The sequence below is a fragment of the Arthrospira sp. PCC 8006 genome, assembly GCF_046480465.1.
In the GTDB taxonomy this organism is placed as follows: Bacteria; Cyanobacteriota; Cyanobacteriia; order Cyanobacteriales; family Microcoleaceae; genus Limnospira; species Limnospira platensis.
The window spans coordinates 1-21,481 of record NZ_PKGG01000057.1 but is presented as its reverse complement, the minus strand read 5'-3'; the positions used below and the strand labels follow the sequence as shown (position 1 = coordinate 21,481).

13 protein-coding genes and 3 pseudogenes are annotated in these 21,481 nt (G+C 44.2%); 7 read left to right on the top strand and 9 right to left on the bottom strand.

Annotated elements, in window-relative coordinates:
* Positions 1-82: 82 nt before the first annotated feature.
* The 3 genes from B9T16_RS11005 to B9T16_RS10995 form a co-directional block, all read right to left on the bottom strand.
* Positions 83-2,839 (bottom strand): CBS domain-containing protein, encoded by a 2,757-nt coding sequence (locus tag B9T16_RS11005; protein ID WP_410244767.1) that lies wholly within the window; start codon positions 2,837-2,839, stop codon positions 83-85.
* 84 nt (positions 2,840-2,923) lie between these two features.
* On the bottom strand, positions 2,924-4,276 hold the full coding sequence (locus tag B9T16_RS11000; RefSeq protein ID WP_317271096.1) for a 16S rRNA (cytosine(967)-C(5))-methyltransferase: 1,353 nt from the start codon (positions 4,274-4,276) through the stop codon (positions 2,924-2,926).
* Between the two features lie 109 nt (positions 4,277-4,385).
* Positions 4,386-4,778: a winged helix-turn-helix transcriptional regulator gene (locus B9T16_RS10995; protein WP_006619151.1), complete on the bottom strand. Its 393-nt coding sequence runs from the start codon at positions 4,776-4,778 to the stop codon at positions 4,386-4,388.
* A 375-nt stretch (positions 4,779-5,153) separates the two neighbouring features.
* Here B9T16_RS10995 and ppsA point away from each other — a divergent pair, with 375 nt between their 5' ends.
* From ppsA to B9T16_RS10980, 3 genes are all read left to right on the top strand, one after another.
* The gene (gene ppsA / locus B9T16_RS10990; protein WP_410244766.1) at positions 5,154-7,577 is read left to right on the top strand and encodes a phosphoenolpyruvate synthase; all 2,424 of its coding nucleotides are present in this window, start codon (positions 5,154-5,156) and stop codon (positions 7,575-7,577) included.
* Between the two features lie 395 nt (positions 7,578-7,972).
* Positions 7,973-8,746 carry a DUF4114 domain-containing protein gene (locus tag B9T16_RS10985; protein ID WP_410244765.1) on the top strand — a complete coding sequence of 258 codons (774 nt, stop codon included), beginning with the start codon at positions 7,973-7,975 and terminating at the stop codon, positions 8,744-8,746.
* Positions 8,747-8,868: 122 nt separating this feature from the next.
* Entirely contained in the window at positions 8,869-10,524 is a 1,656-nt protein-coding gene (locus B9T16_RS10980; protein WP_006619148.1) for a SpoIID/LytB domain-containing protein, read from the top strand.
* 82 nt (positions 10,525-10,606) lie between these two features.
* Here the strand turns inward: B9T16_RS10980 and B9T16_RS10975 are convergent, their stop codons facing one another.
* Entirely contained in the window at positions 10,607-10,906 is a 300-nt protein-coding gene (locus tag B9T16_RS10975; RefSeq protein ID WP_006619147.1) for a ferredoxin, read from the bottom strand.
* 322 nt (positions 10,907-11,228) lie between these two features.
* Between B9T16_RS10975 and B9T16_RS10970 the strand changes: the two genes are divergently transcribed.
* Positions 11,229-12,248 carry a Gfo/Idh/MocA family protein gene (locus B9T16_RS10970; RefSeq protein WP_006619146.1) on the top strand — a complete coding sequence of 340 codons (1,020 nt, stop codon included), beginning with the start codon at positions 11,229-11,231 and terminating at the stop codon, positions 12,246-12,248.
* Here B9T16_RS10970 and B9T16_RS10965 read toward each other — a convergent pair.
* Entirely contained in the window at positions 12,234-12,404 is a 171-nt protein-coding gene (locus B9T16_RS10965) for a hypothetical protein (RefSeq protein WP_157888673.1), read from the bottom strand. The two genes, B9T16_RS10970 and B9T16_RS10965, sit on opposite strands and share 15 nt — an antisense overlap.
* A gap of 325 nt (positions 12,405-12,729) precedes the next feature.
* On the opposite strand from B9T16_RS10965, the gene B9T16_RS10960 reads away from it, so the two are divergent.
* The 3 genes from B9T16_RS10960 (at position 12,730) to B9T16_RS10950 (ending at position 18,467) form a co-directional block, all read left to right on the top strand.
* Positions 12,730-16,506 (top strand): hypothetical protein, encoded by a 3,777-nt coding sequence (locus B9T16_RS10960; protein ID WP_235181450.1) that lies wholly within the window; start codon positions 12,730-12,732, stop codon positions 16,504-16,506.
* Positions 16,507-16,729: 223 nt separating this feature from the next.
* Positions 16,730-16,906 (top strand): hypothetical protein, encoded by a 177-nt coding sequence (locus tag B9T16_RS10955; RefSeq protein WP_006619144.1) that lies wholly within the window; start codon positions 16,730-16,732, stop codon positions 16,904-16,906.
* A 79-nt stretch (positions 16,907-16,985) separates the two neighbouring features.
* Positions 16,986-18,467 carry a peptidoglycan-binding domain-containing protein gene (locus B9T16_RS10950; protein WP_235181449.1) on the top strand — a complete coding sequence of 494 codons (1,482 nt, stop codon included), beginning with the start codon at positions 16,986-16,988 and terminating at the stop codon, positions 18,465-18,467.
* A 94-nt stretch (positions 18,468-18,561) separates the two neighbouring features.
* Here B9T16_RS10950 and B9T16_RS10945 read toward each other — a convergent pair whose 3' ends face one another.
* The 4 genes and pseudogenes from B9T16_RS10945 to B9T16_RS10930 all read right to left on the bottom strand — a co-directional run.
* Entirely contained in the window at positions 18,562-19,086 is a 525-nt protein-coding gene (locus B9T16_RS10945) for a transcriptional repressor (RefSeq protein WP_014274450.1), read from the bottom strand.
* A 152-nt stretch (positions 19,087-19,238) separates the two neighbouring features.
* Positions 19,239-20,467 (bottom strand): annotated as a pseudogene (gene sigC / locus B9T16_RS10940) (RNA polymerase sigma factor SigC).
* Positions 20,468-21,079: 612 nt separating this feature from the next.
* A pseudogene (locus B9T16_RS10935) lies at positions 21,080-21,217 on the bottom strand (IS1 family transposase); the annotation flags it as partial.
* Positions 21,196-21,481 (bottom strand): annotated as a pseudogene (locus tag B9T16_RS10930) (transposase); the annotation flags it as partial. The pseudogenes B9T16_RS10930 and B9T16_RS10935, both read right to left, overlap by 22 nt.

Sequence of the window (21,481 nt, the reverse complement as noted above, 5' to 3'; positions counted from 1 at the left end):
TATTATTGTTCATTGTTCGCGGCAAGTTCTTCATGCTTTGGGCAATGAACATTAGTGATAATTCCGACCGGGTTTCATGGGGTCAACTACTGGAATGGGGATAGCGATCGCTTATAAATTTAGTTGCCCCCACAGTATCGGATACTATACCATCTAAGGTAGCATTTAGCAAGTCATTTAACATAATTTGAAATTGCGGTCCAGGTTTATATCCCAACTTTTTCAAATCATTACCATTCAGAATCGGTTTAGCATTCCACCAATTATTTAAATATCTCCAAATTTGCTTTCTCACCCACCGAGGAGAATGGGCGGCAATTAAAATCAACATCGGTAAATCGTAGGGTTCAAACACCCGAAAATAATCACTAGGCTGCTGACAATTGGGCAATAAATCCGCCACTCGATTTTGAGCATTTTCTAGGTTTAACAAACGGTCTACCTGCTGAGAATTAAACTGAAAAATATCGGCAACTTCCCGGCGATATTCGGGAGACAAAGCGGCGATTAAGACATCCAGGCGAATTTGCCAATGGGTGAGAGTGTGGTGAGGGTCAAACCGTTTTAAACAGCGGTCTACGGTTCTAATTTGCCGCCAGAGAAGCTGATTTAACTCCAAAGTGGGATGAATACACCGCAGGGCTTTTAACTCCCCTAATAAATGTAAAGCCGGTTGCCAATAGGGGGCTTGCAGAATATATTTTAACTCACTTTTTAGCCTGGCTTCCAAAGCGGGGATTTTAGCAGAATCTCGCTGTTGTCGCTGGCGGTCATAAATACCACTATTAATGGCATAACCGACATATTCCTTAGTGTGATTTTCCAGATTAAAACCCAGTCGCACCGCAAACCTGACCGCGCGATAAATGCGGGTAGGGTCTTCAATAAAACTATTAGGATGCAATACCCTAATTTCTCGTAATTCCAAATCCTGAACCCCACCAAAAAAGTCTAATAATTCTCCGGATTTAGGTTCAGTTAATCTCAAAGCCAAAGCATTAATCGTAAAATCGCGACGGTAGAGGTCTTGACGAATAGAACTTGCTTCGACTTCTGGGTTAGCCGCCGGATAGGGATAAAACTCGGTTCTAGCAGTAGCAATATCAATCCAAAGGGAGTTTAAAACGGGGTGATTATGCCACAATAAGGCGGCGGTTTGAAATTGACCATGCACTTCTAGTCGCGCTTGTGGGTAATATTCTTGTAGCGATCGCGCTAGATCCACAGCCGGAGAAATTGTCGTAGTTATCTCATCTGATATATTGTTAGTAGAATTGTGATAGCAACCATCAACCACCAAATCAATATCATGTAATAATAGATTATCCGTCGGTTCAGCTAACAATAAATCTCGCAATCCCCCACCGACTAGATAAATTTGCCAACCTCGCTGTTGACTAAGTTCGGCAATTTTGGCTAAAATTTGCCAAAGTTCTGGGGCTAAACGTTCTTGTAAAAGTTCATCAACGGTGCTACAAGTAGAACCCGGAATACAACCTCGGCGGGGGGTAGGTTTGGGTAGACAATGCTGTTGATAAAGTAACCTTAATACATCGGTGCGGGTGACAATTCCGACTAAATTACCATTTTCTAAAACGGGTAATCGACCAATATCATAAGTGACCATAATTGACTCAATTTCCGGGAGTGAAGTTTCCGGGGTAATTGTCCGCAGTTGCGGGGTCATATAACCTTTCACTGGGGAATGGTTGAAACCATGATGTAAGGCGATATCAATATCACGACGGGAGATAATCCCCACCAGTTGATGGTTATCGTCTAAAACAGATAGCCCTGAATGACCATAACGTAGTAGTATACGGTGAGCCTCCCCGACGCTGGTTTCCGGGCGAATAGTGCGTACTGGGGAAGACATTAATTCCCTAGCGGTAGGTGATGGAGGAATTTGTGCCTTAAAATTAGTTACCAGGGTTTCTAAGGTGGAGTGCGGATCGACATCTCGTAAAATCACGGAAGCGGCGCGGGGATGACCACCACCACCGAGGGGATTAAATAGGCGGTTGAGGTCGGTTTGGTCAATGCGCGATCGCCCAATAATAGTTAATCGTTTCTCCCCACCGCTACGGACTCGATATTGATTAGCTAGTAATAATCCATCGCTTTCGGTCAGGTCTAATAATTCGGAGGTTAAACTAGACAGACCGGGTACATAATCATCAGTCTCCAATAATACCCAGGATATGGTGTTACCTTTGACAGTTGACTGATGTAGAGTTTCTAAAGCTGTGGTTAATAAGTCCTGTAGGGTAGGAGATAAGCCGGGTTCTACATATTCGGCGATCGCAGATAAACTCGGATTTTTTTCCATTAACCAAGCTAAGGCGATCGCATCCCGTGGAGTAGAATGGTCAAAGGTTAGCGATCCGGTATCGACATGAATACCTAAAGCCATAACTGTGGCTTCTGCTGGTCGGGGAATCACAGGATTAGCCATAGAGCGCAAATGCTCTACAATTAAAGTAGTAGTTGCCCCTACCGCTTCAATTTGAGTCCATGTAGCGGGGATATCTAATTTTAGGTGAGGGTGATGGTCATACAACAGGATTTCCAAATTGGGTAAGTCTAACCATTCGGCTGCTTTCCCTAGGCGATCGCGATTTTGGGTATCCACCACCGACAATTTACAGATCCGCTCAGGATTAACCGATCGCCTTTCAATCAATGGAAACTCATCTCGATACAAAGCCAAAAAATCCCGCACGGCTGGATGAGATCCCCCCGTCAGCACTATTCTACTACCTGGATACAGGCAAGTTAAACCTACCGCCGCCCCCAAGGAGTCAAAATCTGCTGTGGTATGACATAGAATCAAGTGCATATCAGGTGTTTTTTGGGCTTTACACCTATTTTATATCGATTGGCGCAATACCCAACATAGCCATGATTTAAAAGGGTTCACAGGTTACTTTCCAGAATGTCTAAGTTTAGCTATAAAAAATCCATCCATTTGGTGACGATGGGGCCAAATTTTCAGCCAACCTTCCTTAGTGGGTTCCACCGGAAGATCTAGGTTAGGAACCTCTACACGCCAGGAAGGATGACGACTTAAAAAAGATGCGATCGCCCATTCATTTTCCTGGGGGTATAAAGTACAAGTGGCATAAACTAATACCCCTCCCGGCTTCACCCAATGACTGACCATCTCTAATAATTCTGCCTGCAGTTGAGACAATTGCCGAATCTGATCAGGAGTTTGTCGCCAGCGGGAATCAGATCGCCGATGCAAAGTCCCACCACCAGAACAAGGTGCATCTAATAATACGCGATCGGCCATATTATTATATTGTGGAAAATGACGACTATCTCCTACTTCTACCTGAATCGATCGCAACTTGAGCCGGTTAATATTCTGTTTTAAAGGTTTTAGCCGTCCAGGGGAGCGATCGATAGCGATAACTTTACCATTATCCCCCATCAGTTCTGCGATATGGGTAGTTTTTCCCCCCGGGGCGGCGCAGGCATCAATTATAATTTCCCCAGGCTGAGGATCTACTATATATCCTACCAATTGGGCGGATGCGTCCTGAACAGTCCACCAACCTTGATCATATCCGGGTAAATTTCGGATCGCCCCCACACCAGAAGATAATCGCCAACCTTGGGGAAGTTTCGGAAGAGGCGATCCGATGATTTCCTGTTGTTGAAAGGCTGTTTCCACCGTCTCCAAGGTAGTCGAGAGGGGGTTAATTCTTAAATCCAAACTAGGGGACTGATTAAACCAGTCACAGAGTTGTTGGGTTTGAGACTCCCCCAACTCCTCCAACCAGAATTTGATCATCCAGTCGGGGAAACTGTGGAGAATACCCAGCCGAGAAACGGGATTTTCCGGTAACTGCAAAATTGACTCGAGGGAATTTCCCGCCTCCACCAGGCGCAAATACTGACGCAAGAGACCATTAACAAATCCCCCCAAACCAGATAAGTTATTGACTTTGGTTAGGTCTACAGTGGTATTCACCGCCGCCGAGGGAGGAATATTCGAGCTGAAGCAGAGTTGATATAACCCCAAATGCAGAATAATTCTCAGATCTGGCGGCTGTTGGTGGGCGGGTTTTTTGGCTAGGCGATCAATAATTGCATCGAGGGTTCGCCTGCGTCGGGTACAACCGTAAACTAATTCTGTTCCCAGGCGGCGATCGGCATCTTTAAGGTCAGCTTGACGCAATTTTTCATCTAAAACTATATCAGCAAATGCGCCCCGTCGTTGAATGTCTCGGAGGGTGACAAAAGCTAATTGGCGAGGATTATCAGTCACAGTAGACTCGATTTTTGTACAAAAGGGGTTAATTTGGGGCTTGAATCACATAAAAGCGATCGCATTTTACCACCTTATTTGAAATTGTATCAAAAATCCGATCATTTTTCTAGCCGCTCAATTCCAAAGCACATATACAACTTTCCTGGTGTAGCCACTGTTCCCCCACTTGTTTCATGGCCAAAATCACAGGTTTTAGTTCCCGACCTTTAGCAGTGAGAGAATATTCCACATGGGGAGGGATTTCTGGGTAAACGGTACGGATTAATAAGCCATACTTTTCTAACTCTCTCAATCGGATCGTCAGAGTCTTTGTGCTGATCCCTGGTAAGGCTTCAATCAATTCATGGGTTCTCATATCGCCTCGGAATAACTCCCGCAAAATTTGGACTGACCATTTACTGCCAATGATATCCATTAAAAACTGAATGGGACAAATGATCTCAGCGCACTGATCCCGTTCATAAGGGGCAACGGATTCGTAATATTTCTTAACTTTCATTTTAAGCTCCTGATCTGCTTAATCTTTTTTAAGAATAACCCATATTTCCCACAATTCATCATGATTTTAGTCTGGTAACTATGGCTGAGGGTGATCAGAAGATGTCGTTTTATGAGAAAAGCAATATAATAAAAGTAGTCACTAAAAAAACAACGTTTAACCGTCTACCTAGATAAGAAATACCTAAAAACCAGTTTTCTGTGACAACATAAAATTGGGGATCAAGGTAAAAATGATTTTCAATAACTGCCTAAAACTCGTAGCCAAGGACGATTAAGGGTTTCTATTCCATCCGTCATTTGTTTCTGATTAAATTCGATAAACCGAAAGCCGCCAGTTTGATGACGGCAACTTTGATTTGGAGTGTTTCAGCCCATGTTAAAACTATTTGCCAATACAAAAGCCCAAGTTAAGCAAAACAAAACTCTGATTTTATGGTTTGAAGATGTGCGACTGGCTGACCTTCCCCTAGTGGGTGGTAAAAATGCTTCCCTAGGGGAGATGATTCAACAACTGGAATTGCGGGGAATTAATGTTCCCCAGGGTTTTGCAATCACGGCGGAAGCCTATCGCTATTTTATTGAATATGGCGGTTTGGAAAGTGAGTTGCGGCGGTTATTGGCGGGTCTGGATATTGAGGATATTAAAAACCTGCGCCAGCGCGGGAAAGAAGCCCGATCGCTAATTGTTAATACCTTGTTACCCCCCGATCTCGAACAGGCGATCGCCATAGCCTATAAACAACTGTGCGACCTATATGGTAATGAAACAGATGTAGCAGTGCGATCGTCAGCCACCGCTGAAGACCTCCCTAACGCCAGCTTTGCGGGACAACAGGAAACTTATTTAAATATTCACGGTATCAAGGGAATTTTAGAAGCGACTCGCAAATGTTTCGCCTCCCTATTCACCGATCGCGCTATTTCCTACCGTAGCCTCCAAGGTTTCGATCATTTTGATGTAGCCTTATCTATTGGCATACAAAAAATGGTGCGATCGGACCTAGCCACTTCCGGGGTAATGTTCTCAATTGATACAGAAACCGGATTCAAAAACGTCGTCATAATTACCGCCGCCTATGGCTTAGGGGAAACCATAGTCCAAGGGACTGTCAACCCTGATGAATTCATGGTATTTAAACCCATGTTGCGGGAGGGTTTTCGACCGATTATCGCCAAGCGTCTGGGTAGTAAAGCCGTAAAAATGGTTTACGATCGCCATCAAGCTACCCGCATTATCCCCGTCCCAGAAACTGAACAACAAAAATTTGCCCTCAGTGATGAGGAAATTCTCAAGCTGGCTAAATGGGCGCAAATTATCGAAGATCACTATAACCAAATTCGGGGCTGTTATTCCCCCATGGACATTGAATGGGCTAAAGATGGCCAAACTGGGGAATTATTTATTGTCCAGGCGCGTCCGGAAACAGTCCAATCTCAAAAGTCCGATCGCATTTTGCAACAATATCACCTCCAAGGTACAGCAGAAGTCTTAGTCGAGGGTCGCGCTGTAGGCGATCGTATTGGTCAAGGTAAAACCCGCCTTCTCCTGAATGTCCAGCGCATTCATGAATTTAAACCAGGGGAAATTTTAGTTACCCAAAAAACAGACCCCGACTGGGAACCAATTATGAAAAAAGCCTCCGCCATTATTACCAACTCCGGCGGTCGCACCTGTCATGCGGCGATTATTGCGCGAGAAATGGGCATTCCCGCTATTGTGGGCTGTGGTAATGCTACCGATATCTTACGCACAGGTCAAGCCGTAACCGTTTCCTGCGCTGAGGGGGAAGTCGGTAAGGTCTATCAGGGTTTAGTACCTTTTGCGATCGCCAAAACCGTATTAGACGATTTACCCAAAACCCGCACCCAAATTTTACTCAATATTGGCAACCCAGCAGAAGCCTTTAGCCTCGCCTCTCAACCCTGTGACGGCGTAGGACTAGCGCGACTAGAATTTATCATCGCCAATCAGATCCGAGTCCATCCCCTCGCCTTAATTCACTTTGACCAACTCCAAGATCAAGCCGCGCGCCAGGAAATCGAAAAACTCACCGCCGGATTTAATAGCAAACCCGACTATTTTATTAGTCAACTCGCTCAAGGAATTGGCACTATTGCTGCTGCTTTTTATCCCAAACCCGTCATTGTCCGCATGAGCGATTTAAAAAGTAACGAATACGCCAATTTGCTGGGAGGGCGACAATTTGAACCAATCGAAGAAAACCCCATGATTGGTTGGCGCGGTGCGTCTCGGTATACTGACCCCAAATATCGCCAAGCCTTCGCCTTGGAATGTCAAGCTATCAAGCAGGTTCGGGATGAAATGGGATTAGCTAATGTCATTCCCATGATTCCTTTCTGTCGCACCCCCGAAGAAGGTCAGCAGGTCTTAGCAGAAATGGCGAAACATGGCTTAAAACGCGGCGAAAATAGTCTGCAAGTTTATGTCATGTGTGAGTTACCCAGTAATGTTTTATTGGCTGATCAGTTTTGTCAGGTCTTTGATGGTTTTTCCATCGGTTCCAATGATTTAACCCAGTTAACTCTCGGCTTAGATCGTGATTCCGGACTCGTAGCTCACATTTTTGATGAACGGGACGAAGCAGTTAAGCGCATGATTAAAATGGTCATTCAAACCGCTAAACGTCGCGATCGCAAGATTGGTATTTGTGGTCAAGCACCCAGTGATTATCCTGAATTTACCCGGTTTTTGGTTGACTTAGGGATTGATTCCATTAGTCTTAATCCTGATTCCCTACTCAAAACATTACTAGAGGTCGCCAAAATCGAGAAATAACCCATTAGGTTTCATCACAATAGCCCCCCTAGGGGGTTCAAAGGAACCGGATTTCTCACTCAGTAACCTAAATCCCTCTCCCAAAGTAGGAGAGGGACTTTTAATGCCTATTACATGATTACTAAAAGGGCTGTAAACCCGGTTGATCAAGATTATCAATTCTCTATACCCCCAGGGGGGATATTCCTAATTATCTCTCCGTATTTTCACGTAAAAAATATCATAATCTTTATACAACCCATAATTTGTTTAAAGATTTGGTAAAGATTCCTAATTTTGCTGGACAAATAACTGATAACTGTTCCATAATAGACTCATCAGCTAAAAAGTTATGAATCTTCCAGGACTCGCATCTTACTGAACTGTTATCTTAAAACTTACGGAGACCAACCCCCATGAAATCCACAATCCTCGCAGCATTTACAGCCGTCACAACTACCCTAGCCGTTGCTGGTTCCGCTGCTGCATTCACTATTCAACGAGCCGATCAACAATTTCAAGGGCTGATTAACTCCGGTGTTTTTAATGACTATATCCACACCGAATATCAAGCCCTAGACCCCTCATTTGTTTCTAGTCGTCAGCTAGATTTGAGTAAACTCACATTAGATTTCGACCATGAAGTTAAAGTGCATTTCCTCAGTGAAGGAGCCAATTACCGCAACCAATTAGGTGTTTCCGCTACGGGGGCTACCAACATATCAGACACTATTCTGTTTGATGATATTGTCTGTCTAACTAGCAGTTGCTCAACTTATACCGGTTATCGAAATTCTCGCAACGACCCAACCGCTAATCCTTTACAAGCAGGTGATTTTGTCAGCTTGGGTACAGTTAACGGAGGAACCACCCTAGACTTTTTCCTCAATTCAGATGGTTATGGACGCAGCAACCCTACTCGTTTATATGTTGACTCCAGCCGCAACAGAAATGGATTCCAACAAGTGATGGCCTATGAACAATCTGGCTATCTGGTGTTAGCTTTTGAAGATATCGTCGGTGGTGGTGACAGAGACTATAATGATGTTGTGTTTGCCCTTGATATCGGCAAGAAAAATATGAATGCCATCAGAGGTGTGCAAGTTCCTGAACCTACTATGGTGTTAGGACTCCTAGCAGTTGGCGCAGCTTTCTCCGTTGTCAGTCGCAAAGGTGAACAAAAATCTTAATTTCAATCCCACTCGGAAATCTTGTGTAACTACCTCCAGATCTCCCGTTAGATCCAATTCTAGCGGGAGATTTTGGTTTGATCATTCATAATTGATCAATGTCCTGATATCTGAGAGTCCAGATGATAAACGCGACAACAGCCCCCCAACCTAACCTATACTCCCGGAGTAGTGATCAATGTGTTCCTAAGAGTTTAGCCAAGTGGCCAATGGTTTTAATGTTCGGATGTTTATTAGGACTGACACCGAATAAAGCGATCGCCCAAGAAGAAATTAACCCTATCCTAGAAGTCGGGGTAGTGCAGCAATTTGGCAAAACCCCCACAGATACCCTCGTATTGCAAGCCAAACCTGGCGACCATCTAACCCTGCGTTTTGCCACCCCCCAAGGTGAACAAATCCTGCATACCCTCAGCGCCGTTATTCAGGTGGAAATGCAGCCCCTTCCAGAACCCCAAGTTAAGGAGCGTCTGATTTTCAGCAGTCACCGCAGCTATGAAACCGCCGCACAGCAGGCTAACAAATGGCAAGAAATGGGAATCGAAGTTGAACTAGCGCAACCTGATGTATGGCAGGTTTGGGCTTCTCGGGAAACTTACTCAACCCCCCTGTTGCGCCGATGGTTGCTAGAAAGCATAAAAGCCCAGGGCTATCAGCCTACCTTCACTAGCCAAGCAGTCACACAGAAACCCGTTCCCTATTGGATCTTAGGTGGCTATCGTTACAACCGCCAAGAGTTAAAAATTGAAGCTACCCAGAATATCATTTCCGTAGGTAAGAAAAGAGATGATCCCCAGGCTTTAGTTTATGGAGGCAGTTTAAAACTCCAGCCAGATGCCTACGGAACCTATACCCTAGTTAATCATGTTCCCTTAGAAACCTATTTGCGGGGAGTTGTACCCCATGAAATGGGCGCATGGCCTCCGGCTGCTTCTATTGAAGCCCAGGCTATTTTAGCTCGTACCTATGTCTTGCGGAATCTGCATCGGTTTGAGGCCGACAATTATCAAATTTGTGCCAATACAGATTGTCAAGTATATAAGGGATTAACCGAGGTTTACCCATCCACTGATAACGCTATTACTAACACCCGGGGCCTAGTGCTGACCTATGATGGGGAATTGGTGGATGCCGTCTATTTCTCCTCTAGTGGTGGCATTACTGCTAATTTTAATGATGTCTGGGATGGACCCAAGCCCCCCTATCTCAGGTCAGTATTAGATACTACTCAAAATGTGTGGAACCTGGAAAGCTACAGCCTAGCTGATGAACAGAACTTCCGGCGGTTTATGACTCTGAGGAAGGGTTTTAATGAAGAGGGTTGGAGTGATTTTCGCTGGCAATACCGAACTGATCTCAAGGCCATGACTAATCATCTGCAATTTTATCTCAAGCGTCGCAAAAGTCCCCTGGCAGATTTTAACACTATTCAACAGGTGAGGGTGGTGGAAAGAGCCCACTCTGGCCGGGTGTTGAAAATGGAGGTAGAAACTGATCGGGGTGTTATCCCAATCCATAAGGATGAGGTCCAAAGTGCTTTTTGGCCTCCTATTAGTACCCTATTTTATATTGATCCGATTTATGGCCCTAACCAAACTCTCCAAGGCTATAATTTTGTCGGCGGCGGGTTTGGTCATGGTGTCGGTTTCAGCCAAATAGGATCGCATAAACTCGCCCGGTTGGGGTGGTTTAGCGATCGCATTTTGGAATTTTATTTTCCGGGGACTCAACTAGAACCCCTGAACAATTATTTAATCACTGGGCAGCAATCTCCATAAATCCTGGCTATAGGGGAAGGAAGAACAGATCCACTGTAACCAAAATAACCTGTTCTCCCTTCTCTGACCAGGTTGGAGAAACTTAGTAGAGTCCTTCTTCTTGGTGAGTTTGGATTGTGCAGTCGGAGGTGGGATAGGCTACACAAGTCAAAACATACCCAGCTTCGATCTGATCATCATCTAAGAAAGACTGATCAGACTGGTCAATGCTACCACTGGTGATTTTACCAGCACAGGTGGAGCAAGCACCAGCGCGGCAGGAATAGGGCAGATCTAGTCCAGCCTCTTCGGCAGCATCAAGAATATATGTATCATCATCGCAATCGATGGTTTCGTTGATGCCTTCAGCTTCGCTAATCAGAGTGACTTTGTAAGTAGCCATTCAGTGTTCCTCTCTAGTTCTCAAAAAAATTGATAAGAAAAACCTATATAAATCACAAGGGAATATTAGGCTGACTCCCTGTGGTCTCGGTTTTCTTCACTTTCTGATATTAAAGGAAAAACACGAGGTTGTAAAACCTTTTACGGCCATATTATGAACGGTTTTTGTTATAAATTTTTCTAATTACATCCCAATTGCTTATATCTGATGTGGCCATTACATAGGGCCAGGTGGTTGCACTGTCGTCAGCATAAGGGATAATAATGGATGAGTTAGGGTTTTAACCCTTCGTCATATCCCCCGAAAATATATCAGTCTATAGATGACAGCCAGTAATTTTTCTAATACAATTTCTGACCCTTCCACTATTCGCGTCGGTTTGGTGGGCACTGGGTATGTTGCTAAGTCCCGCGCCCAAACCCTCTACAGCGATCAGCGATCGCATTTAGTCGCCGTGACTGGTCATAGCCCTGAAACTACAGCAGCCTTCTGTCAGGAGTTTAATGCCCAATTAGTCCCTAATTGGCTGGAATTAGTACAACGGGACGATTTAGACCTGATTATCATTAGCACCATTAACCGCGATCATGGGGCGATCGCAAAAGCCGCCCTCGAAAATGATAAGCACGTGGTCGTTGAATATCCCCTCTGTCTTGACCCTCAACAGGGTCAGGAGTTAATCGCCTTGGCTTCACTCCGCCAAAAACTCCTTCATGTGGAACATCTCGAACTTTTGGGGGGATTGCACAATGCTATCAAAGCAGCTTTAGAGGCGATCGGAACCGTATTTTATGCCCGCTACAGCACTATTAACCCTCAACGTCCCGCTTCTCATCGCTGGACCTATCAAAATTCTCTGTTTGGTTTTCCCTTGGTGGGGGCCCTTTCCCGTCTACATCGCTTGACTGACCTATTTGGTGCTGTCGCTTCTGTCAACGCCCAGAGTCAGTTTTGGAATGTCGATAGCGATCGCGATCGCTATCGTTCCTGTTGGTGTCAGACTCAGTTACACTTTACCTGTGGAACCATTGGCGAAGTCGTCTACGGAAAAGGCGAAACCTTTTGGGAGTCCGAAAACCTTTTTACCCTTTATGGAGAAGCCGGAACTTTGATATTTACCCCAAAAGGTGGCCAACTACTACAGGGAGATATCCCTCAACCTATTGAAGTCGGAAGTCGTAGCGGTTTGTTTGTGCGGGATACTCAGATGGTTCTCGATCACCTTTTTGACGGCACGCCTCTTTATGTTTCTACCGCAGATAGTCTTTATACCCTGAAAGTAGCTGATGCCGCTAGACAGTCTGCTGAAACAGGCGAAACTGTGATTTTAACCCAGAGTTAATCTAATGGCATTGAACATCAGTGACAACTTCGGTATCACCATCAATAATTGGGTAAGCTGATCATAATGTTCTAACAACATGATATTAAGATTAGCCCGAATTTGAGCCATTAGACAAAGAACAGAGAGAAATGGTAGTTTAGTCGCTGAAATCATGGCTGGGTTTGAACTGTGGTGGTTGGTTTATGCTTTTATACTATTCACAGTTCATCCCTACCCGTAGCGAAATTATGACACTGTTTTAATTGGGGTCTCTCCTGACACAATTCCCAAATCTGTTATCTATCTAACTGCTTGATTTCCTTAACAATGGCAATGGATTATCAGCCACTTCATTAATTGGCACAAGTTATCCATTGTCTCCCCTACACTAACTACATTATATATTTAGGCGATCGACTTGGCAAATATTGCCAAAATCATTTTTCGATGCCAGAATGGTTTTACTTACCTGTTAGCATCAATCAACCTTCCTACAATTATGTCCTCACCCTTGGAACGATGGATCGCGATTAAAGTTACAATTAATCCAGATCATCCCGATCTGTTGTATGGTTTGGAATATTGGCTAGAATTAGGTTTGATTTCTCAAGAACAGGTTAAACAACTCTGTAAACTGCATCTAAGTCAACCCCTACCCTTACCGCCACCTTCCCGCGTATATCATCCCCCTGTTAGGAAAGCTCAACCACCTATTATTAGGGAACCTCAAATTACTTTTTCCGCCACATTACCGCCAAACATTCCCCCCGTAATCACGCGATTATTACAGTCTTTCAAAGCTGAACTTAGTGTGCGTTGGCTGCTATTTTTAGGACTGTTTATGGTGGTTGTATCTTCCGGCGTACTGGCGGCGAGTCAGTGGGAAAGATTCCCTGCTTTTGCACAATATACAGTATTGCTTGCTTATACTTTGGCATTTTGGGGCGGTAGCCAGTGGACGGAAAAACAGAATAACTTAACCTTGACTGCTACTACTTTGCGTCAAGTTACCTTACTGTTAATTCCCCTCAATTTTTGGGCAATGGATGGCTTGGGATTATGGGGATATCCCCTAGGATGGATTACCATTGCGATCGCCACCTTTCTCCTATCCACCACCACCATTAAACTCTATTCTACACCATCAGTTACCCACAAGCTACAACTCGCCAATTTATTACTAATCAGTTACCTTCACTGGGGGTGGAGTTGGTCAACCTTTCCCATAATTGCCATTTATTCAGCCGTAATTATCACCGCCTCTATATCATTATACAGTCGCCAACAACTTAATCAGCAACCCTTAGCTAATCGTGATATCGCTCTGTTAATTTATAGCCTAATTATTATCCTAGGTCGCGGTATTTTTGTCGCCGAAGTACCCCTCGATACTTTGGGATTAGCTGTAGGTATTTGTGGCTGGTTAATCTACTCTTTTTCCTCGCCATTAATAAATCGTAGCGGCTATGGATTACTAATTTTAGGATGGTTGATTTCTTTGATATCCTATCCTTGGCACGCTTTTGTTATTAGCGCCTTGGTAATTTATATCTGGAATCAACACCTGAGAAACTCTTGGCGACGGCGGGATTTATTAGTAATATTTGCCATAGGATTACAGATGATTTGGTTACTAGGACTCATGATTCCTAGTGGCATTAGACAAACTGCTATTATCAATGTTGCCGCCATTACTAATAGTCAAAATCACCCCTGGTCACTACTTAGCTTAACCTGGTTTCCTTATCTGATTTTGATGCTGGCGGTTACTGAGTGGCTCTATCAAATACCTAAGCGCAGATTAGCTTTATTTGGCGAGCAAATCGCATTATTCTTAGGAGTAGTTTTAGCCTTGTTGGGGGTGATTAATCCTCTCACGCGATCGCTTAATTTAATCGCCTCAACTTTGACTTTAGCCGTAGTTACGAAACGCCGAACTTATCACCCATTTCGAGTCTATTTAACCCATATAACCGCTTTACTAGCTGTCGTCAGTAGCATCAACTGGCTAATTCCTACTCTCAACTATACTAAGTGGGCGATAATTTTATTATTACTAATGTTAGGGGAATTTGGCTTATCTATCGCCAGCCATCATCACTTTCTCTCTCGATATGATACCCCAGATAATAGTTGGGGAAAAAGTGGTTTTTATCTAGGTTTAGTCTTGGCGGGTTGTAGCTATCTCCTACTTAGCAATAGCATTGAACCTGTCAATTTAATCTGGTTAATCACACCTTTGGGCTTGACTTTTATCGCCAAATATGGTAGCAATTCACAACAAAAACAATCGGCTGAATTAGCCATTGTGACTACAGTAGTCGCGCAACTGTTGACAGTCCAACTACCTGTAATTTGGGCGATATCTTTAGGTATAAGCACCGTCATAATTGCCATTAACTCCTATTATATACGTCGGCTAATTGTAGCGGCGATCGCTTTGGGATTTGGTCTCAGTTTCTTAACCGCTATACTCTGGGAATTACAGATACTTTCTAACCTAGACTGGTTACTCGTTAACGCCATCACATTGGGGAGTTTATGGATATTACGGCATAATTTACTCAACCGGGAAGCCTTATTAGCCAAACTTTATAGACAAGCAGCAGACCTGTGGACAACTTCACTGGCGGCGATACAGTTACTACTGCTAACCTTTCATTCTCTGTCAGTTTTTCAACAACAAATACAACCGAGTTTATTAGCTGTCCTAGTCATCGCTTTAACCGTAGCAGCCATAGCCTTTCGGACTCAGACAGCAACTCTATCAACTCGCAGTTTTGATAATGGTATTTATGGAACATTTTGGGGGATACAATTACTCGTATCCGAAATATTGGGATTTTTACCCCACTCTTTAATTCTGTTGGCGATCGCCAATACAGCTTTAGGAATTATCGTACAAATAGGCGGTGATTGGTGGCAGCAAAAACACCCGGATTTGAGTATCCCTCAATCTTTACAAGTTATTCCTTTATTATATGGCATACTGGGAAGCCTCCTAAGATTTAATGAAATAGCTGTTTGGACTGGTTTAAATACCCTCGGATTTGCCTTAATTTTAATAGGCGTGGGACGGCGACAGTATTCCTTGAAACCCCTAGTTTATTTGGGAATAGTAGGAGTATCACTCGCCGCCGGAGAAATGTTATTTCAGCAAGTCAGTTACCAACCCCTAGCTAATCAATTAGTCGCCTTCACAGTATTAACTACCAGCTTCGTCTATCTGTATCGGATCTTATCATCAACTTTAGCAAGATTTTTGCATCTGGCGGCGGGGGAAATTACAGCGATCGCCCATTGTCATTGGTTAATCGCTAGTGTATTATTAGTAATATCCTGTTTTCTCCCCGGAAATTCCAGTCCCTTAGTAGGGTTAGGAAGTGGCATCCTCCTCAGTCGTTATGCGATCGTACAGGGTCGCATTCAGCCCCATCAACAGCCACAAAATATCTGGGTTTATGTAGGTTTATTACAAGCCGTAGCCATCGTTTATTATGTGATTGATGTCCTGAATTTGGGAAATATTCTGTTTCCCTGGATAGGTGCGATCGCTTCTATAATTGCCTATTATTTCTATATATCTCCCTGGGAAAATTGGGGATGGTCACAAACACCCTGGCGACGGTCTGCAGTCGTTTTACCAATAGGATCTATTGCAATTATCCATAGTTTCATTAATCCCCCTCAACTCACCTCCTGGTATATAGCCACCGTCATCACCGCCATTTTCTATGTATTCCTAGCCGAATTAAGTCAAAATATTCGGTTTACTTACCTTAGTCTTTTTCTCCTGAATTGGGTAATCTTAAAAGCCATTGTAGCCACTCCAGCAGCTACTTATTTACTGTGGATAGTCACCCCTCCCGCTTTATCAATGTTATATATTCTGCAAGTTGAACCCTACCTAAAAGGTTCCCAACGCCGACCCCTTCGACACCTAATCCGTATCCTCAGTATTAGCTTAATTTGCGTAATCTCCTTATTAGAAAGTCAATGGGTAGGAATTATTCCCGGTATCATTAGTTTAATCGCCATTGGTGCTGGTTTAACCATCAAAACTCGTGCTTTTTTGTACATTGGAACAGCCACATTTATCATTAATATTGTCAATCAATTAATAATTTTAAACTCAGTTTATTCCTTTATAAAATGGATAGTAGTTTTTATCGGCGGATTAATGTTTATTTGGGGTGCAGCCAACTTTGAAACCCGCAGAGACCAAATTCTTAGCCTATTCCAAAACTCCCTTCAAGAATTAGACAGGTGGGAATAGCCGCTAGACCTTTGAGGATAAATTCCCAGCAAATACCAGCCCCAGGTTCCTGACCCAGAGCCAATTTTGTTAACTTTCTTAAAAAACCACCCTAATTTCCCCGCCGAATGTTAAGAAACTTATCTAAAGTTAAACCTTAATTTCAATTTAGCAACTTTTCGATCCACCTCCTCAATCATGGTGCTAGAGTGGCAGCCATTGGAATTTATCATTCTAAAAAACTATGTATAAACCCAAATCAGAACGTGATCCCATTGGTGCAGCCGTGACCGCTGGCTTAGGGGCTGGAGTAGCTACATCTTTCGCAGTTAGTCAAGGTCAAAGTCCTTGGGTAGCCTTGGGAATTACCGCTTTTTCAGTAATTGTGGCGATGTTATGCGATCGCGCAGGTTTGGTATAAGTAATATAATGGAAAGGAAACCGAAACCTAGGGTTTTTTGGGTTCAGTGTTTCCCATTCCTATATTTTCCTGAAGAATTATGATGGAATCCTATGCTTATCTGTACCTCGCCCTGAGTTACCAAAATCCTCAGCAACTCATTCTCAATAGAAAACTATCTACTCAAGCCTATCGATGGCTTCTGTCTCTAGGGACAATGCTGCTGGTTCTGAGTATAACTTATGCAGCCCAGGCAGTTTTAGCTATTGGGGATTTCGGACCCGAAGTTACCCAAATTCAGAACCGCCTCAGAGAATTGGGATATTTAAGCGCTAACGCCACCGGATACTTTGGTGAAGAAACTCAAAACGCAGTGATTCAGTTTCAGCGCGATAACCGTTTAGTCCAAGATGGCATAGTTGGTCCTAATACCGTTGTGGCTTTGATAGCAACCAACCAGAACACCGCCAGCCCCCCTCTCAATACTACCCCAGTAAGCGATCGCCAATTAATCGGTTTAGGATTAGGAGACAGTGGACCCGGAGTTACCAACCTCCAAAATCGCCTGCGAAATCTTGGTTTCTTCAACAACAACTCCACCGGATATTTTGGACCAATCACCCGAAATGCCGTCATTCGTTTTCAGCAAGCCAACTCAATTGCAGCCACAGGTCTAGTCACAGAAGACACCCTAGCCATTCTCAATCGCGGAACCGGTAGCCTCGCTGGAAATGTTAGCCTCGGTCCCGGTAGTTTTGGCCCTATAGTCGGCTTAGTACAACGAGAATTGCAGCGACTTGGTTTTTTCCCCGGTCAAATTACCAATTTCTATGATGAGGTAACATTCCAAGCCGTTCGTAACTTTCAAATGGTTAATGGTCTCACCCCCACTGGTTTTATTGGACCCACCACCCAAAGCCTCCTCGCTAGTCAACAAATGTTGGGTAATAGTGGTATCACTTCCAACTCTACCAATGTTTCCATGACCCAATCTAATCCCTCCTCAATTCTCGTGCTGGGAAGTCGAGGATCAGATGTAATTGCACTTCAGCAGCGATTACAGCAATTAGGGTACTACACAGGGATGATTGATGGGGTTTTTGGTGAATCTACCCGCGTCGCTGTCGTTCGCTTCCAACGGGATAATGCCATCACCCAAACAGGTCAAGTAGGACCCACTACCCAGTTCCATTTAGCTAGGGCTACTACCCAACGTCCCATCATACCCGTAGTTCCAGCCGGTCCAGGGTCCGTCGTTAGACCTGTGGCAACTAATCCTAATACATACATAACAATCGGTAACGCCGGAGAAGATGTGCGGCGCATTCAAAGGCGGTTAAGGGAGTTAGGCTTCTATAATGGCCCGATTAATGGCTTTTTTGACGGCCAGACCCAAAATGCTGTGATTCAATTTCAGCAAGCCTATAACATCACTACCACCGGGATTGTTGGACCAACTACAGAGACCTACTTATTTAACGTCACTCGCCGTAGTTTTGGTCATATCAACAATCACAACTCTGTCAGCATCAGTTCTTCCGATACCTCGCCCGGTCTACAACGCCAAACATTCCACAAATAAATAAATACAAAACCCTTGAGGAACCGCATCAACCCCCCAGCTCGTGCCCTAGGGATATAAAGCGGTTCCTGGTACCACGCCGCCAAATTGCCAATTAATCAGGGTTAACGTACTCACCGGAGGTTTCTGCGATCGCCTGAGAACAAGACCAATTAGTAGAAACCAATGAAGGCCAACCCATCCGTAAAGCCTCATGACAAACAGTATGAACTGTCAATTGGCAATCTAGCAAATGCAACCCAGATTTCTCCGCCTGCTTCAAACCAATTTTGGAAATCGAATCATTCTGAAATTCTATCGTTTTGTTACACTGTACACAGACAAGATGGTGATGATGGTGTGGGTAAGGCTGATTTATTTCATAATGCTTGTGGCCTTCTGCAAGTTCCAACTCTCGCAAAATTCCCATCCGCGCCATTAACTTGAGTGTGCGGTAAATAGTAGACAAACTAATCGTCTCCCCACGACCTTTTAACAAATCATAGAGATCCTCAGCACTGAGATGATTCCCTTTCGGCAAATTTTGAAAAACATGGAGGATAGTTTCCCGCTGAGGAGTCAGTCGCCACCCTTTGTTATTCAGTTCCGATTTAAACGAAGTCGCGGTATATAAAACCATCATTAAACTATCAATAAAACCTTAATACTGACAATGATACACAAGATTTTGAGATTCTGTCAAAAAAACTAGCTTATTGATAATCAATTCTGATAAACCCAACCCTAGGGGCGAGTGTTATCTCCCATAACCCCGCCACCAAGGCTCAAAAACTAATCCAGAGAATCCAGATAATCCCGCACTCGGTTACGACGCTTAGGCTGGCGCAGTTTTTGCAGAGCCTTAGCCTCAATTTGGCGAACCCGTTCCCGCGACAGATCCAAAGCACGGCCAATTTCTGCTAGGGAGTAAGGATGACCATCACCCAAGCCATAACGCATTTGGATTACAGCGCGCTCCTTACCACTGAGATCAGCTAGGATGTGCTGTAGTTCCCGGTAAAGAGATTCCCGCATCAACAGTTCTTCCGGGGTGCTTTCTTCTGTTTCGAGCAAATCTCCTAGTTCCGTATCTTTGTCGGTTCCGACTTTGGTTTCTAAGGAAACTGAACGGGGAACCCGCAGCAGCACTTCCCGAATTTGATCCGGGGTCATCTTTAACTCGGTGGCGATGTCATCAATGGTAGCCGTGCGACTTTTTTCTTGGGAAATCTTGCGCTGGGCTTTCTTAATTTTATTGAGTTTCTCGGTAATATGCACCGGAAGCCTGATAGTCCGGCTCTGAGTGGCGATCGCTCGGGTAATTCCTTGGCGAATCCACCAGTAAGAGTAAGTGCTAAAGCGGTAACCACGGGTAGGATCAAACTTTTCTACGGCTCGTTCTAATCCTAGGGTTCCCTCTTGGATTAAGTCTAATAGTTCTAAACCACGGTTTTGATATTTTTTAGCAACCGATACCACCAGGCGCAAATTGGCTTTGATCATGTATCTTTAGCCTGTATTCCTTCCCTCTGGACCTGTTTTAGCTCTTCCACACTCAGGTTAGCTAGTTCCGCCCAACAGCGCTTACCTTCTGCCATAATCTGCTTGAGTTCAGCGAGATTAACCCCCCCAGCAGCAGCCCAACGCTCTAAAGAGGGACGATGGCTTAATTTAGCACAGAGGCGATCGCGGACTTTCAGGAGATTAACATAAGTCTGGAGTACCCCCCCGTTGGTTTCCGCCTCCGTGTCCCGCAATTCCACCAGTTGTACATAACGTTGAACCTTTTGGGCTTCCGAGACTTCCTCATCTCTTCCCAGTAAGCGAACCCGACCAATTTCTTGGAGGTACAGACGCACTAAATCCGTGGTGCGCCTACTGGTGTGAGCCTCAGAGAGATCAACATCACTGAAGTCAAGGCGGATGAGTTCATCTGTTGGTAGTTCCATATCCTTGTCCTTAGAAGAAGTTGGGAAAGTTTGGGTGGACTCTTTATCGGGGGAAGCTTTGGTGGCTGACATGATCGTGATCTCAGTTGCTTTTGGTTGAACACAAATTGCTCTCACAGAGCCTAGGATTTAGTATTCCCAGGATGTTAAGGTTGGCGATCGCACTAGCTAATTCTTGATTCAGGTTAAGACCGCTCTTGAGTCTTTCAGTTCCCAATGTTGCCGATCAGCAATCTGAGTCATGAATTATTGGTGAGGGATACCTGAATTAGTCAGTATATCAATAATCAGGGTTACTTTTTCAGGTCTGTTACCTAGTATATGGAAACTCCCTCATTAAAGAAGTGACCCCTATCAGTTAACAAGCTAATCTTCATCACCTGTAATGGGGGTTCCCGATCACTTTTGAAGAATCTATGAGTTTCGTAATAAAAGTTTACAATGCCCGCCTGAACAAGCAGCGATGTCAGACTTAGCCACACTGATTTGAGATTTTCTTGCCCAAAATTGTAGCAGGCTTTTTTGGAGAATTTAATTCAGTCTAACACAGTTAAGTTAAACAAATTCCCAAGCTGATCTTAAATCTCAAAAGAGAACTCCCGTTAAGCCGAGCGGCTTAACGGCGAGATGAATTTTGACCAGTAACCAAACTCCGGAAGCGAATCCTTTTGTAGGGTGGTAGTGCTAAAGAGGTAATGATGCGTTGTAGTGATGGATAAAATACCAAATGCCACCAATGTGATTCTGCAAACACTTGGAAAAGGACAAGGTCTTGGGTACTAAGCGAGACACTGGTTGTCTCAAGGTATTGTTAAACATTTCTCTATCTTGTTGAGGTCTGGCGAATAAGGCCGAAGATAGAGTAAACGGCATTGAGCTGCCTCCACCAGTTCAGCCTGCCGCCCCCCTTTATGAAACGTTGCATTGTCAAATACTAGAGTCTGACCTGGCTTCAATGTTGGAATTAAGATAAACTCCAACCACAACTCAAACACTGTCCGATTACAACAACCCTCACCTCAAAGGTAAAGGGAGTTAAGAGTTGTTGATAACACCATGGGGCCATAAAGCTCACCCTGCACTGCC

Bases quoted from the DNA above. Each gene is read 5' to 3' on its own strand.
- B9T16_RS11005 (WP_410244767.1), bottom strand. From the start codon at position 2,839: ATGCACTTGATTCTATGTCATACCACAGCAGATTTTGACTCCTTGGGG.
- B9T16_RS10995 (WP_006619151.1), bottom strand. From the start codon at position 4,778: ATGAAAGTTAAGAAATATTACGAATCCGTTGCCCCTTATGAACGGGAT.
- ppsA (WP_410244766.1), top strand. From the start codon at position 5,154: ATGTTAAAACTATTTGCCAATACAAAAGCCCAAGTTAAGCAAAACAAA.
- B9T16_RS10985 (WP_410244765.1), top strand. From the start codon at position 7,973: ATGAAATCCACAATCCTCGCAGCATTTACAGCCGTCACAACTACCCTA.
- B9T16_RS10980 (WP_006619148.1), top strand. From the start codon at position 8,869: ATGATAAACGCGACAACAGCCCCCCAACCTAACCTATACTCCCGGAGT.
- B9T16_RS10975 (WP_006619147.1), bottom strand. From the start codon at position 10,906: ATGGCTACTTACAAAGTCACTCTGATTAGCGAAGCTGAAGGCATCAAC.
- B9T16_RS10970 (WP_006619146.1), top strand. From the start codon at position 11,229: ATGACAGCCAGTAATTTTTCTAATACAATTTCTGACCCTTCCACTATT.
- B9T16_RS10965 (WP_157888673.1), bottom strand. From the start codon at position 12,404: ATGATTTCAGCGACTAAACTACCATTTCTCTCTGTTCTTTGTCTAATG.
- B9T16_RS10960 (WP_235181450.1), top strand. From the start codon at position 12,730: ATGTCCTCACCCTTGGAACGATGGATCGCGATTAAAGTTACAATTAAT.
- B9T16_RS10955 (WP_006619144.1), top strand. From the start codon at position 16,730: ATGTATAAACCCAAATCAGAACGTGATCCCATTGGTGCAGCCGTGACC.
- B9T16_RS10950 (WP_235181449.1), top strand. From the start codon at position 16,986: ATGATGGAATCCTATGCTTATCTGTACCTCGCCCTGAGTTACCAAAAT.
- B9T16_RS10945 (WP_014274450.1), bottom strand. From the start codon at position 19,086: ATGGTTTTATATACCGCGACTTCGTTTAAATCGGAACTGAATAACAAA.